Genomic DNA, 16,119 nt, shown 5'->3' on the forward strand with positions numbered 1-16,119 from the left:
CTTTCAAAATGTTTTACTTAGTTTTGTTTTTCATACGATGGCTCGCATGCTAAGAAAGTTTTGTGACAAGAAAAAGACATGTGACAATATGCAAGCGTCTTGTTGTTTTTCGCTTTGATTAAGCAAGATTTAATTTTCAAGAGAAAAAAATATGCCTCAATCTGGGGGCGAAAAATTTAAGGTTTTTTTAAGCATTTAAACGGTCTTGTATCAGTGATGCTAAAAATTGCCTTGGTGAAATTATTTTGTCATTGGCGTGAATTCTGCGAAGATAGCGACCTTCGTGATTAAATTTTTGCTGGTGTTATACAACTTGTACGCGTAGAAAAACTGTCGGTGAAAGAACGGAAGTACATGAAATTATTATTGATTGAGGATGACCTGATGATTGGCGAAAGCCTGGTAGAGGGCTTGCAGAAAGAAAAATATCAGGTTGACTGGGTCAAGGATGGGCATGCGGCGCAGTCCGCGCTGATGAACGGCGATTATCACGTTGTACTGCTCGATTTAGGACTACCGAAAATGCAAGGCTTGGAAGTGCTCCGGCAATATCGACAACAGAATGGTACTGCTGCGGTATTGATCATTACTGCCAGAGATGCGACCTTTGACAGAATCAAAGGGCTCGATACGGGCGGTGATGATTATCTCGTCAAGCCATTTGATCTCGATGAGTTATATGCACGTATTCGTGCTTTGCTTCGTCGCTGTCATATTGCGCAAGACCCTGCCTTGAGCCATTGTGGCCTGACGATCAACACATCAACCCATGAGGTATTTTTTCATGGCGTGGAAATACATTTATCGCTCAATGAATTCAACCTGATGTTGGCGTTAATTGAAACGCCGGGTAAAGTGATCTCCAAAGCGAAATTAGAAGAAAAAATATATGGCTGGGATGAGGATATCGAAAGTAATACGATCGAAGTTTATATTCATATGCTACGAAAAAAATTAGGCGCAGAGTTCATTAAAAATGTCCGCGGTGTTGGCTATAAATTGATGAACCACGTTGAACAATGAGAACGATTCGACAGCAACTGTTAATCGGCCTGATGTCGGGTATGGTCGTCACGATCCTCGCAGTCGGCATAGGTAGCTATCTCAAAGTCAGACATGAAACCAATGAGTTATTTGACTACCAGTTAAAGCAAATCGTCCGCTCGTTTCCAGCAAACATGACCTTTCAGCAGAGTGAGACGGCAGATACCCATCCCGGGAAAAAAATTGTTGTGCAAGTATGGGACAAAGACCGTGCAATGGTGTTTACTTCTAATCCCAAAAAAAATCTCCCTCTCTATACTCAGCGGGGATTTTTTGAAGTGCAAGTAGCAGATAAGGCATGGCGAATATATAGCGAAGAAAATAATCGCCAAGTCGTACAGGTGGGACAGCTTATTCGTGACCGTGAAAAAATTGAATTCAGTTTGGCACTGAGATCCCTCATCCCGTTTCTTATTCTCATTCCCACCTTGGCATTGCTGATTTGGTATGTGGTAGGTCGCAGCCTGCAACCATTGACACGTTTGGCAACAGCATTGGGGGAGCGTTCAGCAGATGCATTGCAGCCGCTCGATACGCATGGTTATACCCCTGAGATGATGCCGATTGTGAATGCTATTAATGCTTTATTTTTTAGGGTGGATAGCTCAATTCAATTACAGAAAATGTTTGTCGCCGATGCCGCCCATGAGTTGCGTACACCGCTGGCCGCACTGAAATTGCAGTTACAGTTAGTGGAGCGAACAGAGAATGAAGATGAGCGTAAATCTGGAATTAAAAAGTTGCACGAGCGCCTCAATCGCGCTACCCATTTAGTGCAGCAGTTGCTCATTCTCGCTCGTCAAAGCGACATGGATGAGCAGAAGATCGATCAAACAATTTCCCTGCCAAAGCTTGCTCGTCAGGTCGTAGGTGATTTTTCATTACTCGCCGAAAATAAAGATATTGATCTGGGTGTGGAAGTGCAAGACGAAGATATCTGGATTAAAGGAAACCACGATGCATTGCGGGTGATGTTAGGTAATTTGGTCGACAACGCGATTCGCTATACACCCAAAGGAGGTTGTGTTGACGTCAGTGCGACCAAGGAGGATGGAGCACTAATATTACGCGTCAGCGATAATGGTATGGGGATCCCCTCGCAGGATAGAGAGCGTGTTTTTGATCGGTTTTATCGCTGTGAAGGAACGGGAGAATCAGGTAGTGGACTTGGATTAGCGATTGTTAAAAATGTCGCTGATCTCCATCATGCCAAGATCAGCGTTTCGGCGCCTGACGATGGGCGTGGATTGATTGTGACGATTGCATTTGAGGCTGCAGCCCGAATGACTTCTGTTTAGTTACTTACGCTGGTAGCCGCAACATAAAGACCGCGCCGTTTTCATTAAATAAATGAATGTGACCTTGGCGCTCGCCCTGCTGATGTAAAGCGGCCACGCGCTTGGCGAGCATGAGACCTAATCCTGTGCCATGTGCACTGACTGGCGCTGAGAATGCTTCGTTGGCGATGAGTTCAGACGGAAAGCCAGGACCATCGTCCTTAACGCAGATCTCTAGAAAATCACCTGTTTGCTTTGCACTGATAGCGACGCCACGGTGCGCATAACGCAGCGCATTTTGCAAGGCGTTCATCAGAATCATGCGAATTAATGCTTCATCATACATCCAGATCGCAGGTGCGTTACTGGTATCGGTACACACGACAATTTGGCGCTTTGTGTATTGGTTAATCGCAATTTCAGCGATTAAGTCTTCGGGCGTATGTGGCGCGATATTGAGTGCTAAATCATGATGTTCTGCACGGAAAAAGACCAAGAGTTGTGTCAATAATTCTGACGCATGCAACATGGCGCGTACGGTATCTTCGTCACCATGCATTTCGGCGACACCAGCGATACTTGCTAATTTATTTTTGACATCGTGAATCGTCAAACTAGCAATAGCGATCATACTCATGATACGGATTCAGAGGGATATTTAGTTTGAATTTTCAGTAAAAACTGGGCAATTTCCTTGAGCTTTGGATGATCTTTGTTGGTTTTTCTGATGGTGTTGGTGAAGAGTTTTGACTGTTCAATTTTATCGATATCAAATTCATTCATCAGTACATCAACAAGCAAAGCCAAGGAGGCGTTGGCGAGAATATGAAGGTTGTTTGGTAGTCGAAGCGCTGCGTCAGTCAACATGCGCGCAGCTTCTGAATACGCACCCGCTTTCGCTTTGAGAACCGCGTCATTATTGAGTTTGACGACTTCTTGTGCGGATTGCTCAATCAATGCTTTTGTCGCCTCTTCACCACCGTAATCTTTGTATACGTGAGAGATCGCGTTGATAATGACCTCCGATTCGGGATTGTTCTGCAAGAGGTGTTTCATCATGCTGGCTGCTTGCGCCGTTTCACCATTAACGAGGCATGCTTTTGCTATTGTTAATGCCAAATCATCAGAGATACCGTTGGTGCCACCTTCCAGCGCTTGTTGTAGTGCTTGAGCGGCAAGATCTGGTTTTCCTATTTTATGCATCACTTGCGCCTCCACCGCTGATAAGGCGCGCATTTTTGAGGATTCTTTAAAAAACGTTTTACCCTCATCAATTGTGGCGGCTGCTTTTTGAATGTCGTCCTGTTCCAAATATGCGTTACTGAGCTTTGCGTAATCAGACGGATTGCGAAGGGGGGAATTTTTTGTTTTTTTGACGACGGATGTCAGAATCGACTCGACACGCTTGAAGTCGCCTGTCCGTTCCGCTAACTCGACGATAGACCGCTGTCGCTTTAAGGAGTTAGGAGCGATATCACTCGCTTTTTCAAGGATCGTCATTGCATTGGCGGTGTCGCCACTGTCGTTATAAATTTTTCCGAGCAAGTCGTACGCTGACAGTAGCTGTGGTGTATCGTTGATGAGTTCATTGAGGATTTGCTTTGCGATGGCAAATTCTCCTTCCGCTTTGTTTGCGCGGGCCAGTCCTAAGCGCGCCCAAGGGAGTCGGCGATGCGAGAGCACTTCCTCATAAAAGCTAATTGCATCCTTGCTTCGATCAGCCATCAATAATGCATGACCTTTGATACGCATGGCATCGAGTAAAAACTTATCTGGCTGCTGAATCACTGCATCACAGGCGTTCGCTACCTCTGACCAGTCTGCAATATCGTAAAAATGGTCAATTTTTTGCAGACGTATTTTCTTTTCGACTAAACGCTCAAAACGGAGGCGCAGTGTTTCGGCGGTAAATGGTTTGAGTAAATAGTCATCGGGCAGACATTCTGCGGCTGTGATGATGCTGCTATATCCCGTTTCTGCTGTGATCATGATGAATACCACAGTGCGCTTAATGAGATTTTCGAGTCTCAAATATTCCAGAAACTGCTGACCATCGGTGGATCCACCGAGGTAATAGTCGCACAGAATAACGTCAAATTGCTTATGTGTAAGTAGTTCCAGTGCCTCGCGGACAGTGGCGATAACATTGACCTGCGTAATTTCTAGCGCGCTCATCTGGCTGCGCAATGAGTTTCGCATGTCTGCCATGTCATCAATGATGAGGATGCGTTTGTCGCGGTATGAAATTGGTTTTTTCATTGCTGTCGATGCCGCAGTACTCTTTTTCTGACGTTGTATTCAAAAGGATCAGGGAGTCTGGCGTGCTTGTTATGTCTCTATTAATGGAATGACTCTGACCATAATTGAGGCATGTAGCGGTGTACATCGCTAGGATTAGCGATAGTTGATTAGAGTGGCGGAGTAAGAGGGTGTTGGGGCGCTTTTTCGGCTATTTCTGTGCGGAACGTTTTTTCCAATTCTCTCTGGAAATAGTATAGACGGCCGTGTCTTTCTCATGCCAGCGTTCCATCCCCTTATACGTCATGCCTAGTTTTTGCATGACATGGGATGAGGCGGTATTTTCAGGTAAACAAATCGCGCAAAGAAGCGGCGCGTGGAGGTCGTCAAATGCAAAGCGTGCCATCGCGTAGGCAGCCTCAGTGGCATAGCCTTGGCCCCATTTGTCGGTACTTAGACGCCATCCAATCTCTAGGGGATTGGCGCGGTCGCGACCGAGATGTTGAATGCAGCCAGCACCGATGAGATCCTCGGTCTGCGCATCAATAAAGGCCCACCATGAATAGCCAAATTCAGCCCAACGGTCTTTGACTCGGACAATCATTTCCATGGTTTGCTCGCGTGTTTCAGGGACACCAGAAATAAAGCGCATGACTAACGGATCGCTATTTAAACGACACAGTCCCTCCAGATGATGGTCATTGATGGGCTCTAAACGCAAACGTTGTGTGATGAGGATGGTCATGAGGAAGTCCTTTCCATACTGCGAACATACCAAAAAAAATGCCACCTGTTTTGCACAGGTGGCGTCATAGCAGTCGCAGTGTCGTGCTTAGCGTTTGAACTTCAGCTCAGCGATACGATCCGCAACAACACTTGTTGCTTGACCCTCAGCATCAGCACGAGCAAAGATTTCGGCTAACGTGTCGCCAATACGACGGACATGCGCATCCATGCCATCTTCTGGTGTATTGAGGTATTCGTAGCAAACCTTGATAATGCCGCCTGCATTAATGACGAAATCTGGAGCGTACAAAATGCCCTTTTGACGGCAAGCTTCACCGATCTCTGGTGTTGCTAACTGGTTGTTGGCGGCACCAGCGACGATTTTTGCTTTCAGTCGTGACAGGGTATTGTCGTTTAACGTTGCACCCAGTGCACATGGCGCGTAGATGTCAGCGTCAACATCGTAAATCGCATCGATGCCAACGACTTCTGCATGTAATTCTTCTTGCGCACGTTTGAGTGCTGCCTGATCAATATCTGCAACGATTAATCGCGCACCCGCTTCTTTCAAGCGGCGGGCATAGTCGTAGCCAACGTGTCCCAGACCTTGAAGTGCAACAGTCAGGCCTTCCATTGAGTCACGTTTCAATTGATGTTTAACGGCTGCTTGGGCACCAACAAAGCAACCTAGGGCGGTAAATGGCGATGGGTCACCACGATCACCGAGGCCGGCCACATACTTTGTCTTGCTCGCAACGCTCGCCATATCGGCTGGGCTGGTGCCGACGTCTTCGGCTGTCACATAACGACCACCGAGACGCTCTAGTGCTTCACCCAATGCTTCAAACAAAGCAGGGGTTTTATCTGTTTTTGGATTGCCGATGATGACGCTTTTTCCGCCACCAATGGGCAGGCCAGCAACGGCATTTTTATAGGTCATACCGCGGGAAAGGCGCAGCACGTCACGGACTGCTTCGGCTTCGCTTGCATAGTTCCACATCCGGCATCCGCCCATAGCAGGGCCAAGATTGGTGTTGTGAACGGCAATAATTGCTTTCAGGCCAGATTTCGCTTCGGACGCGAAAACGACTTGTTCGTGGTTGTCAAAATTAATTTCGTTAAATACAAAAGCGGTCATGCTTATGGCTCCGCGCGGAAGGCTGACTCACCATGCCGGGTAAGGCTGAATCGTATTCCGCAAAAAGTGAATGAAAGTAGAGGCAATGGGTAAAAACACTGAAACAAACAATAGTGACTGGTTGTTGTCAATATTGCTACTGCTTGGTGATTGTGTCACGCGCGGCGAAGTATAAAGGAGGACAGGGCTTTTACTCAAATATAATTGTTAATTTGATATTTAATTGGTGTGTACAAACCATTGCTTTGCGGTTTCTTATTGGGCGTGTCATCGACGAGGGTGTGCCGCTGGTCAGGCAGCGCTCTTAGGCGGCAGCCTTGTTATTGGTGGCGTTTAACCAGTGAACGAGCTCTGCCGTCAGCTTTGTTTGCGATTTGACGCAATAGCCGCGTGAGTAGGCATTCATAAAACCGTGTTTTGTGCCTTTCACAAGCTCTGCCTGATGGCCACGTTGATGGAGGTCACTTACCAGTTCTTGGACGGAGAAGGCAGCTTCTTGTTCTGCAAAAATCAACCGTGTTGGGAATGCTGGTGTGATGTCGCGATAGTCACGGATCCGTGAGCCGTAAAACAATACTGCGCTGTGAATGTGCTGCATGCCTTCCGATACGCTATTGATCCAGAGCGCACTCGCGCCGGCGCTAAAGCCAATGACAAACTGGAGGGAAGGGTGTTGCTGGCAAACGGTGCGCAGCTTTTCTGCATACCGCGCGATGCCGCCATGGATGATGAAGGCTTGATAGGCATCTTGCTCTGTTCTAAATACTGTTTCTTCACTCTCCCACGGACTGACGACGATGGCATCGACGCCGAGTTGGCGCACCAGTCCAGAGACTGACGGCGTATGACCGAAGACATCTGTCGCAATTAAGAGGGTCGCTTGAGAGGGAGACGGACGTGAAGAGGTAGAAGCGTTAATAGAGGCAGACACAAACATAGACAGAAAAGCAAAGGAGGGCGGAGACTACCGGACTTAGACTGAATTTGCAAGTGCTATCAACGTGAGACGGTGGCGCGGCGCGGGTTGTTTATGTTGTATAAATCGGCATTCCAATCGGTTGCAGGCCGCTTGATTTTTGAATATATCAATGCTTGATTGACAAGGTATTCCGCTCTCAGTGATACTGCTTAGTTATCAAAAGGCAAGCCAAATATATTTATTTATTTTCTGATGATGCCGGCAATACAGCATGCCTCACGCCGCTTATCAATGAACACCTCATCTCAATTTCGGAGACTTACCATGTTACGACTAAGTTTGATTGCGTTAGCCATGACCATCGCACTGGCGGGGTGCAGCAAGGAGGCACCAAAAGAAGCGAAGGCGAGTGCCACTGCCACGATCAGCGATCAGCCTTTATTAGTGACAAAGGAGGACCTCCTCCTGATTCATAGTAATGCCTTATCCTCGGGACCAGTCATTACCGGTTCCGTTGAACCTGAGCGCAAAGCCGATTTACGCGCGGAGCTCTCATCGGTTGTCCTCCAGGTGTTTAAAGAAAACGGCGAAACCGTCAAACGTGGAGATTTATTAGTCCGTCTTGATGACACGTCAATCAAAGATAGCTTGCATTCTGCCGAGGAGGCTGAGCGCGCCGCAGTGCAGACCTTCGACCAGGCAGAACGACAGTTTCAACGTCTGAAGACCTTGCGCGCTTCGGGTATGACGTCGACACAACAACTTGAAGACGCAGAAATCCGTCGCAATAATACCCAAAGCGATTTGGTTGCCGCAAAGGCGCGAACCGTACAAGCACGTCAGCAACTGCAACGTACCGAGATTCGCGCTCCATTTGATGGCGTGGTCAGTGAGCGTAAGGTATCCCCAGGTGATACGGCGCAACTCGGTAAAGAACTGGTGAAGGTCATTGACCCGACTAGCTTGCGATTTGAAGGCTTGGTCTCGGCGGATAAAGTTAATAAAGTCCGCATCGGCCAAGTGGTCAGATTCCATATCAATGGTTACGGCGACCAGGAGTTTAGCGGTAAAGTGAAACGGATTGATCTCGCTGCCAACGCCACAACGCGCCAAGTCGAGGTGCTTGTCAGTTTCGACGCCAATACGTTGCCCCGCGTCTCTGGTCTTTATGCAGAGGGCATGATTGAAGAAACGAGTACGCAGTCCTTGACGATTGCAAGTTCAGCATTGGTGAGAGAAGGCGATAAATCGTTCGCTTGGTTAGCGAAAGACGGACACATCAATAAAGTCGCATTGCACATCGGTCAGCGTGATGCGCGCCACGGTGAATATGCCATTTTGGCTGGGTTAAAAGAGGGCGATCAGGTGATCCGTAATCCGATTTCTACGCTCAAAGAAGGCCAGAAACTATCGATGGTGGCCTCAGCAGCAAGTCAAGTACCGCAAGCTACACCAGAAATCGCACCGCAAACTGTGACCAATCCTGCAGGGAAATAAACCATGTTCCTCTCCGATTTCAGTATTAAACGCCCAATTGCGATGATCGTGATCATCATTGCATTGATGGCGCTCGGTTTACTGGCACTCAAAAAGCTCAAAGTAAATCAAATTCCCGACGTACAGCAACCTGTGTTGGTGGTCAGCATTCCTTACCCTGGCGCATCACCAGATACCGTTGAACGCGAGATTATCAATCGCGTTGAAAAGGCGATGCAGAGTATTACCGGTGTGTATCAGTTACGATCTACGGCCAATGAAGGCTCGGCGACCATCGTCCTGATCTTTAATTTCGGCAAAAACATGGTCGAAGCCTCGGATGAGGTACGTAACTCGATTGCCTCTGTGCGCTATAAGTTACCGGTAGAAATGCGTGAACCCGTTTTAGAGCGCGTTGATCCTTCTGCACAACCAATTATGCAACTGGCGCTCTCCTCAGATTCATTGAGCCATGCGGAGATTTCTCGCAAAGCAGAAGATGAGCTGGCAGATAAATTCCGGGCCATTGACGGCGTCGCGACAGTAACCGTCGACGGTGCTTTGCGTCGAGAACTGAGCGTCTTACTTCATGCGCAAAAACTGCGCGAATACAATGTCTCCGTATCCGAAGTTGTGAATGCGGTACGTAATCAAAATACGACAGCGCCTGTCGGTAAAGTGACAGGACATTTGACCGAGCAGAGTATTCGTTTGATTGGGCGTATCGAGTCCCCCCAAGAGTTTCAGTCTATCGTTGTCAAAAAGCGTGGTAACGAAGTGATCCGACTGGCACAAGTCGCTGATATCGCCGATGGCTTTGCTGAAATCGGTGGTTTTAGTATGCATAACGGTCATCCCAACGTGGGGATTTCGATTACACGTTCCCGCGATGCGAGTACGGTATCCGTGGCGAAGCGTGTGCGTGATCTTGTTGATGAGATGAACAAAAACCTGCCTGCTGGTACAAAATTGGAAGTCACACAGGATGGTGGTAAGGATGCGGAAAGTAGTCTGGACAACGTCATTGAGTCCTTAATGTTTGGCGCGGTACTGACGATTTTCGTTGTCTATGTTTTCTTAAATTCATGGCGCTCCACCTTGATTACCGCACTGAGTTTACCGACTTCCGTGATTGCTGCTTTTATCGCGATTTGGTTAAGTGGATTTACGCTGAACTTCATGACCCTTTTGGGCTTGTCGCTGGCCATTGGTGTTTTAATTGATGATGCGATCGTGGTTCGTGAAAACATCGTTCGCCATATGGAAATGGGTGTCGACCGTCGTACGGCGGCGAGCAACGGTACCAAAGAAATTGGCTTAGCCGTCGCTGCGACAACATTTTCAATTATTGCGGTATTTATCCCCGTGGCCTTCATGCCTGGCATCTCTGGCGAGTGGTTCCGCCCATTTGCATTAACGGTGGCAAGTTCGGTGCTGGTGAGTTTGTTCATCTCTTTTACGCTGGATCCTATGTTATCCGCCTACTGGGGCGATCCAGTGGGACATCATCTCGCGCCAAAAAAGGGCATCAGCTTAGCCTTATCAAAGTTTAACGACTGGTTTGATCACCAAGCAGACCGTTACGGTAATGTGATTGCTTGGGCATTGCATCATCGTCGATGGATGGCTGTGATTGCTGGAGCGACCTTTGTTGGTGCGATTGCATTGCATGCGAAGTTTGGTGGATCGAGCTTCTTGCCGAGTGCTGACAATGGCACGATCTTTATTGACATCCGCACACCATCGTCGTCGAGCTTGGAATATTCTCGCCTCAAAGTAGAAAAAGCGGCTGAACTGGCGAGAACAATGAAAGTCACAAAGGCAACCAATAGTACGGTCAATAGCGGTGGTGGCCGTGTTTATGTCGATATCGGTAAAAGTACAGAACGTAAGCAGTCGGCTGCTGAGGTTGCCGTTGATTTACGTAAGTTGCTGGCGCAGATTATTGGTGCTGAATATATCGTTCAGGATGATTTGGGCAATGGCGGTGGGAAACCGGTACAGATTAATTTCTCTGGTCCTGACGCGCGTAAACTCCTGACGATTGCGAATGAGTTTATGGATAAGCTACGTAAGGTCAATGGTGCAGTGGATGTCGGTCTATCGCAGCAAGAACCGAAAGATGAATTGCAGATTGAGCTCAATCGCGGTCTCGCTAATTCATTGGGTATTTCTGTGAATGACGCTGCGCAGGCTTTGCGCGTTGCCTTTGCCGGCGTCGAGGTTGGTGACTGGGTTGATCCAACGGGCGAAGCAAGGGATGTGGCCGTACGTTTGCATCCTGACGATCGGATTAATGCTGAAAACATTGAACGTCTGCCGATTGCTGTCAACAATAGCGACACCATGATCCCATTGGAGCAGATTGCGACGATTACCATGGGTAAAGGTCCGTCTCAAATCAAGCATACGGATGGCAAACGGATGATGGCGGTCTCTGCGAATACACAAGGTCGCTCGCCCGGTGAAGTCACTGCGGATGCCTTGAAGATTGCCAAAGCGATGAGCTTCCCACCGGGGTATGCGCTTGACCTTGGTGGCGCTGCTCGCGATCAGAAAGAGTTATTTACCGAGATGACGATTGCGCTTGTGATGGGTATCGGATTGATGTATCTAATTCTGGTCATGCAATTTGGCTCGTTCACGGCGCCAGTGGCTGTCATGCTCTCCCTCCCCTTGAGTCTCATTGGTGTGGTGGTCGCGCTGTTGTTAACGCACGGTACACTGAATCTGATGAGCTTTATCGGCATCATTATGCTCATGGGCCTTGTCGCGAAAAATGCGATTTTGCTCCTTGACTGTGCACGCAAGCGTGAGGAAGAAGGCTTTGACCGCGAAGAGTCGCTCATGTATGCCGGTCGCAAGCGTTTGCGTCCGATTCTGATGACGACGTTTGCGCTGATTGCGGGGATGTTACCGGTAGCGATTGGCTTGGGAGAGGGCGGTGAGTTTTATCGTCCGTTGGCGATCGCCATTATTGGCGGCACGATCACATCCACCTTACTGACGTTATTGGTGGTGCCGACATTTTATGACAGCATTGAAATTGCGCGTGATCATATGGTGGCGAAATATCGTTATCGTGAAGAGAAATGGAACGCGGTCATTGCCGTTGTGCTGACGGCCTTAGAGGCGCTCTTAACGCTGGTTTTCATTCGCTTTATCTACCGCATTCCATTCCGCTTTTTTCGTAAAAATAAATCATCAGTAGTGATTTAAATGGGGTGTGACTAGGTGGCGTGGTTCTGCCGTCTGGACGAGTGAGGTACTTGGGGCGTATTGCTTGACTTGCTTGTCTAGAATCTGGATACTGCGTCGCCTTTCCCGATCGGGGCAACGGCATGCAAATTGCTATGAACATGTCTGAGAGCATCGTCTCAGATCGATGAATAAGCGGCCTTACTCGGGCCGTTTGTTCATTATTCAACAACAATAAATGAAATGGAGAGACCTATGAGTCAGACAACCGCTTCTGTCGCGGCACCAAAAATGCCATCGCAGATACCTTACATCATTGCCAACGAGGGATGCGAGCGATTTAGTTTTTATGGCATGCGGAATATTCTCACCGTCTTTTTGATCAGTAGCCTTCTACTATCCATGCCTGAAAGTGCGCGCGCTGGGATGGCGAAAGAAATTTTCCATACATTCGTCATTGGAGTCTATTTTTTTCCATTGCTTGGTGGCTGGCTGGCAGATCGTTTCTTTGGTAAGTACAACACGGTCTTTTGGCTGAGCCTCGTCTACTGCGCAGGTCATGCTTGTTTGGCGATGTTTGATGATAATCCGCGAGGATTTTATGTGGGTCTTTTTCTGATCGCATTGGGTTCGGGTGGTATCAAACCCTTAGTTTCATCGTTTGTTGGTGATCAGTTTAACCAGAGCAACCGAAGTCTTGCGCAAAAAGTGTTTGATGCATTCTATTGGATCATTAACTTTGGTTCCTTTTTCGCGTCGCTCTTGATGCCGATTTTCTTGAAAGAATTAGGCGCGAGTGTTGCCTTTGGTATTCCGGGCATATTGATGTTGATTGCGACGATTGTTTTTTGGAGTGGTCGTACAAAATACGTTCACGTTGCACCGGCAGCCAAAGACCCGCATTCTTTTCTGAATGTCGTACGCACGGCATTATTAGCGAAAGCCGAAGGCAAACCACGCTCTGGACTGATGATCGCTGTGATCGGCGTGGTGGCAGCGGTGATTGCTTTGGCGCAGACGCCGACGCTCGGTCTGGTACCCGCATTCTGTCTTGCGCTTGTGACCTTGCTTGGTTTTGGTGGTGTTGGCACATGGATGCAATTAGATCGTGCCTATGGTAGTCATCCTGATGTGACGGTGGATGGTGTGCGCTCTGTCCTCCGAGTGTTGGTGATTTTTGCCTTAGTGACCCCTTTCTGGTCCTTGTTTGATCAAAAAGCATCCACCTGGGTTGTGCAAGCGAACTCCATGACGAAACCGTCTTGGTTCCAATCGTCACAGATGCAAGCGTTGAATCCGATGCTGGTGATGCTGCTGATTCCATTTAATAACCTGATTCTTTATCCATTGTGCAAACGGTTGGGATTTGAATTGACGGCATTACGCCGCATGGGGTTGGGGATTGCTTTCTCTGGCGTTGCATGGATTGTGGTCGGCTTCATGCAATTGAGTATGGATGGTGGCAACGCCTTGTCGATCACGTGGCAAGTGCTGCCTTATGCCATTCTCACGATGGGTGAAGTGTTGGTATCGACGACTGGTCTGGAGTTCGCGTATGGTCAGGCACCTTTAGCGATGAAGGGTGTCATTATGAGTTTCTGGAGCCTGTCAGTGACGATCGGTAATTTATGGGTGTTATTGGCCGATGCCAGTGTCAAGAGCCCTGCTGTCTTAGAACAGATCAAATCCACTGGGATGAGCTCGAACGCATTTCTCATGTTTTTCTTTGCCGCTTTTGCCCTCTTGGCAGCATTGATTTTTGGCATTTATGCGAAAAGTTACAAAATGCTTAATAACTATAGACCCACCTAAAAATAGGTGACATTGGTCGCATAAAACAAGTGATAGGCAGCGAGTTGCCGTGTCGATATGATCTACATAAGAGATAAGTACGCTTATCTCTTATTTTTTTTGACCGTTGTATGTATCCATTGCTGTTACGAAAATTATCCTCAAGTAGCGATTCTTTTCTTTGGTTCTCACAATTTTTAGCTAAAGTAACAAAGACAGCTTAAGCCTTTATGTCTTTCAATGATGTTCAATGATCGCATCGAGATGTTGCTCGATATGTTGCCGATGAGGTGGTCGCCGTAAGGATTGTGTCTTTGTATTAAAAATAACATTATTTATCTATTTCCGTATGGAAAATGATTTACTGTTCTTTCTGTTAGTGTCATCGCCGGAAAAGTACGCCGCTTTTTCGCCCACACCGCACCAACGTTGTAATACCAATATTTGAGAGGATGGAAAAATGACCATAGCAAAACGACTTTATCTGCTGATTATTTTTGTCGGCATCATGATGAGTGTATTGGCGGGTGTGGGGATCTACCAGGCAAATCGTGTTTTCACCGCTGCAAACTTTTCTACCGTCAACACAGTACCGAGTATTCTCGATCTCGATGTCGCCGTGGTCGCTGTGTGGGATATCCGTCGCTCGTATTGGCAAAGTATTGCAAATGCTGATCCAGAACAAAAGAAAGAAGCGCAAAAAAGAATCGCAGAGAATAAAGTTAAATTAACAAATGCTTTAAATAAATACGAAAAAGATGATCTTGTTGACGATAAAGACAAGGCGATGCTTGAGGCAGATAGAAAGACATTCGCTACATTTGGTGCTGTTGTTGATCATGTCATGGCGCTGGATTTCGACGGCAAGTCTGACGAAGCACGTGCGGAACTGAGTAAAGGACAACCGGCTGTTGATGCTTTGTTTGCAGCATTGGATACGCATCGAGATTATAACTTGCAACTAGGAAACGCTGGCTCAGAGGACGCTCAAAAGACATTGAGCAGCGCCGATTGGACCGCAGGTCTCATTGGTCTTCTATCATTGATGGCGGTTGCGATCATGGGCATCACCTTGATCAAGAAAATTGTCGGTTCCTTGAATGAGGCAATTCGCGTGACCACGGCAGTTGCTGCGGGCGATCTTACCCAACATATTGACGTTACAGGCACTGACGAAATTGCACAGCTGATGGGGTCCATCAAGACCATGGCAAGTAGTCTAGAGGTGATCTGTACTGAGATTCGTCATGGCACAGATGCGATTGCCACAGCATCATCTCAAATTGCGACGGGTAATATGGATTTATCTTCCCGTACCGAGCAACAGGCCGGGGCCTTGGAAGAAACAGCGTCTTCCATGGAAGAGCTCACGAGCACCGTACGACAGAACTCTGACAACGCCCGCCAAGCAAATACACTGGCTAGCTCAGCATCAACCGTTGCAGTAGAAGGCGGTGCGGTCGTGTCGCAAGTCGTTGAAACGATGGCTGCTATCAATGATTCATCGAAAAAAATCGTTGATATTATTAGTGTCATTGACGGTATTGCGTTCCAGACAAATATTCTGGCATTGAACGCGGCGGTCGAAGCAGCAAGGGCAGGTGAACAAGGGCGTGGTTTTGCGGTTGTTGCTGCAGAGGTCAGAAATTTGGCACAACGTTCCGCTTCGGCGGCAAAAGAAATTAAAACACTCATCGATAATTCTGTAGAGAAAGTCGATTCAGGAACGCGCCTCGTTGACCAGGCTGGCGTAGCGATGACTAATATTGTGACGAGTATTCAGAAGGTGAGTGACGTCGTCAATGAAATCAGCAATGCGAGCCACGAACAAAGCTCGGGTATTGATCAGATCAATCACGCTGTGATTCAGATGGACGAAAGTACCCAGCAGAATGCGGCGTTAGTTGAGGAAGCAGCGGCGGCGGCATCATCGTTACTGGATCAGGCGAACCGCCTGACTCAGGTTGTTTCTGTGTTTAAATTAAACAATAACCTAATGGGTAGCGGTCCGACGCCCCAGTCACGTCAAGCACAACGTCAGCCCTCTAAAGTGAGCTCTACGGCAAGTGCCGGTCGTTCTCACACGCCGTTAATCAGTACAAACACAAGAAAAGCAACGACAAAGTCGAGTCCAAAGTTTGAAACTCCTTCTGCATCTTCATCAAATCCAAGTAGCCAAAGCGCGAGTGGAAAAGACGATTGGGAAGAGTTTTAAAATGGCTTGATCGCGGCTTTACAGAGCTCGCCTCTGATTGATTGCTTGCTTTAATGCATGATGAAGGAATGTTCTTCATCATGCATTTTTGTTTTAC

General features: G+C 47.7%; 11 protein-coding genes. 6 read left to right on the forward strand and 5 right to left on the reverse strand.

The features are described 5' to 3' along the window. The first annotated feature begins 354 nt into the window (after positions 1–354). A complete protein-coding gene (locus ACO0K2_RS15260; protein WP_423020323.1) occupies positions 355–1,023 on the forward strand; it encodes a response regulator in 669 nt (222 codons plus the stop codon). Beyond that, on the forward strand, positions 1,020–2,342 hold the full coding sequence (locus ACO0K2_RS15265; protein ID WP_423020325.1) for an ATP-binding protein: 1,323 nt from the start codon (positions 1,020–1,022) through the stop codon (positions 2,340–2,342). Before ACO0K2_RS15260 ends, ACO0K2_RS15265 begins: the two co-directional genes overlap by 4 nt. A 4-nt stretch (positions 2,343–2,346) precedes the next feature. Here ACO0K2_RS15265 and ACO0K2_RS15270 read toward each other — a convergent pair whose 3' ends face one another. The 5 genes from ACO0K2_RS15270 to ACO0K2_RS15290 form a co-directional block, all read right to left on the reverse strand. After that, a complete protein-coding gene (locus tag ACO0K2_RS15270) occupies positions 2,347–2,958 on the reverse strand; it encodes a sensor histidine kinase (RefSeq protein ID WP_423020327.1) in 612 nt (203 codons plus the stop codon). Beyond that, on the reverse strand, positions 2,955–4,580 hold the full coding sequence (locus ACO0K2_RS15275; protein ID WP_423020329.1) for a response regulator: 1,626 nt from the start codon (positions 4,578–4,580) through the stop codon (positions 2,955–2,957). Before ACO0K2_RS15275 ends, ACO0K2_RS15270 begins: the two co-directional genes overlap by 4 nt. 190 nt (positions 4,581–4,770) lie before the next feature. Next, complete coding sequence (locus ACO0K2_RS15280) at positions 4,771–5,304, reverse strand: GNAT family N-acetyltransferase (RefSeq protein WP_423020331.1); 534 nt, start codon at positions 5,302–5,304, stop codon at positions 4,771–4,773. Between the two features lie 87 nt (positions 5,305–5,391). Then, the gene (locus tag ACO0K2_RS15285) at positions 5,392–6,423 is read right to left on the reverse strand and encodes a Leu/Phe/Val dehydrogenase (RefSeq protein ID WP_423020333.1); all 1,032 of its coding nucleotides are present in this window, start codon (positions 6,421–6,423) and stop codon (positions 5,392–5,394) included. A 304-nt stretch (positions 6,424–6,727) separates the two neighbouring features. Further along, positions 6,728–7,354: a hypothetical protein gene (locus ACO0K2_RS15290; RefSeq protein ID WP_423020335.1), complete on the reverse strand. Its 627-nt coding sequence runs from the start codon at positions 7,352–7,354 to the stop codon at positions 6,728–6,730. 312 nt (positions 7,355–7,666) lie between these two features. Between ACO0K2_RS15290 and ACO0K2_RS15295 the strand changes: the two genes are divergently transcribed. The 4 genes from ACO0K2_RS15295 to ACO0K2_RS15310 all read left to right on the forward strand — a co-directional run bounded on the left by ACO0K2_RS15295 (position 7,667) and on the right by ACO0K2_RS15310 (position 16,022). Continuing rightward, the gene (locus ACO0K2_RS15295; RefSeq protein WP_423020337.1) at positions 7,667–8,839 is read left to right on the forward strand and encodes an efflux RND transporter periplasmic adaptor subunit; all 1,173 of its coding nucleotides are present in this window, start codon (positions 7,667–7,669) and stop codon (positions 8,837–8,839) included. A 3-nt stretch (positions 8,840–8,842) separates the two neighbouring features. After that, positions 8,843–12,037 carry an efflux RND transporter permease subunit gene (locus ACO0K2_RS15300; protein ID WP_423020339.1) on the forward strand — a complete coding sequence of 1,065 codons (3,195 nt, stop codon included), beginning with the start codon at positions 8,843–8,845 and terminating at the stop codon, positions 12,035–12,037. Between the two features lie 234 nt (positions 12,038–12,271). Next, the gene (locus tag ACO0K2_RS15305) at positions 12,272–13,828 is read left to right on the forward strand and encodes an oligopeptide:H+ symporter (protein ID WP_423020341.1); all 1,557 of its coding nucleotides are present in this window, start codon (positions 12,272–12,274) and stop codon (positions 13,826–13,828) included. A 439-nt stretch (positions 13,829–14,267) separates the two neighbouring features. Continuing rightward, positions 14,268–16,022, forward strand: coding sequence for a methyl-accepting chemotaxis protein (locus tag ACO0K2_RS15310; protein ID WP_423020343.1), 1,755 nt, complete (start codon positions 14,268–14,270; stop codon positions 16,020–16,022). The last annotated feature ends 97 nt before the right edge of the window (positions 16,023–16,119 follow it).

Origin of the sequence: Undibacterium sp. MH2W, from assembly GCF_049340215.1 — a bacterium.
GTDB lineage: Bacteria > Pseudomonadota > Gammaproteobacteria > Burkholderiales > Burkholderiaceae_D > Undibacterium.

Coding starts and splice junctions, on each gene's coding strand:
- ACO0K2_RS15295 (WP_423020337.1), top strand. CDS start 7,667: ATGTTACGACTAAGTTTGATTGCGTTAGCCATGACCATCGCACTGGCG.
- ACO0K2_RS15280 (WP_423020331.1), bottom strand. CDS start 5,304: ATGACCATCCTCATCACACAACGTTTGCGTTTAGAGCCCATCAATGAC.
- ACO0K2_RS15265 (WP_423020325.1), top strand. CDS start 1,020: ATGAGAACGATTCGACAGCAACTGTTAATCGGCCTGATGTCGGGTATG.
- ACO0K2_RS15305 (WP_423020341.1), top strand. CDS start 12,272: ATGAGTCAGACAACCGCTTCTGTCGCGGCACCAAAAATGCCATCGCAG.
- ACO0K2_RS15310 (WP_423020343.1), top strand. CDS start 14,268: ATGACCATAGCAAAACGACTTTATCTGCTGATTATTTTTGTCGGCATC.
- ACO0K2_RS15260 (WP_423020323.1), top strand. CDS start 355: ATGAAATTATTATTGATTGAGGATGACCTGATGATTGGCGAAAGCCTG.
- ACO0K2_RS15275 (WP_423020329.1), bottom strand. CDS start 4,580: ATGAAAAAACCAATTTCATACCGCGACAAACGCATCCTCATCATTGAT.
- ACO0K2_RS15285 (WP_423020333.1), bottom strand. CDS start 6,423: ATGACCGCTTTTGTATTTAACGAAATTAATTTTGACAACCACGAACAA.
- ACO0K2_RS15270 (WP_423020327.1), bottom strand. CDS start 2,958: ATGAGTATGATCGCTATTGCTAGTTTGACGATTCACGATGTCAAAAAT.
- ACO0K2_RS15300 (WP_423020339.1), top strand. CDS start 8,843: ATGTTCCTCTCCGATTTCAGTATTAAACGCCCAATTGCGATGATCGTG.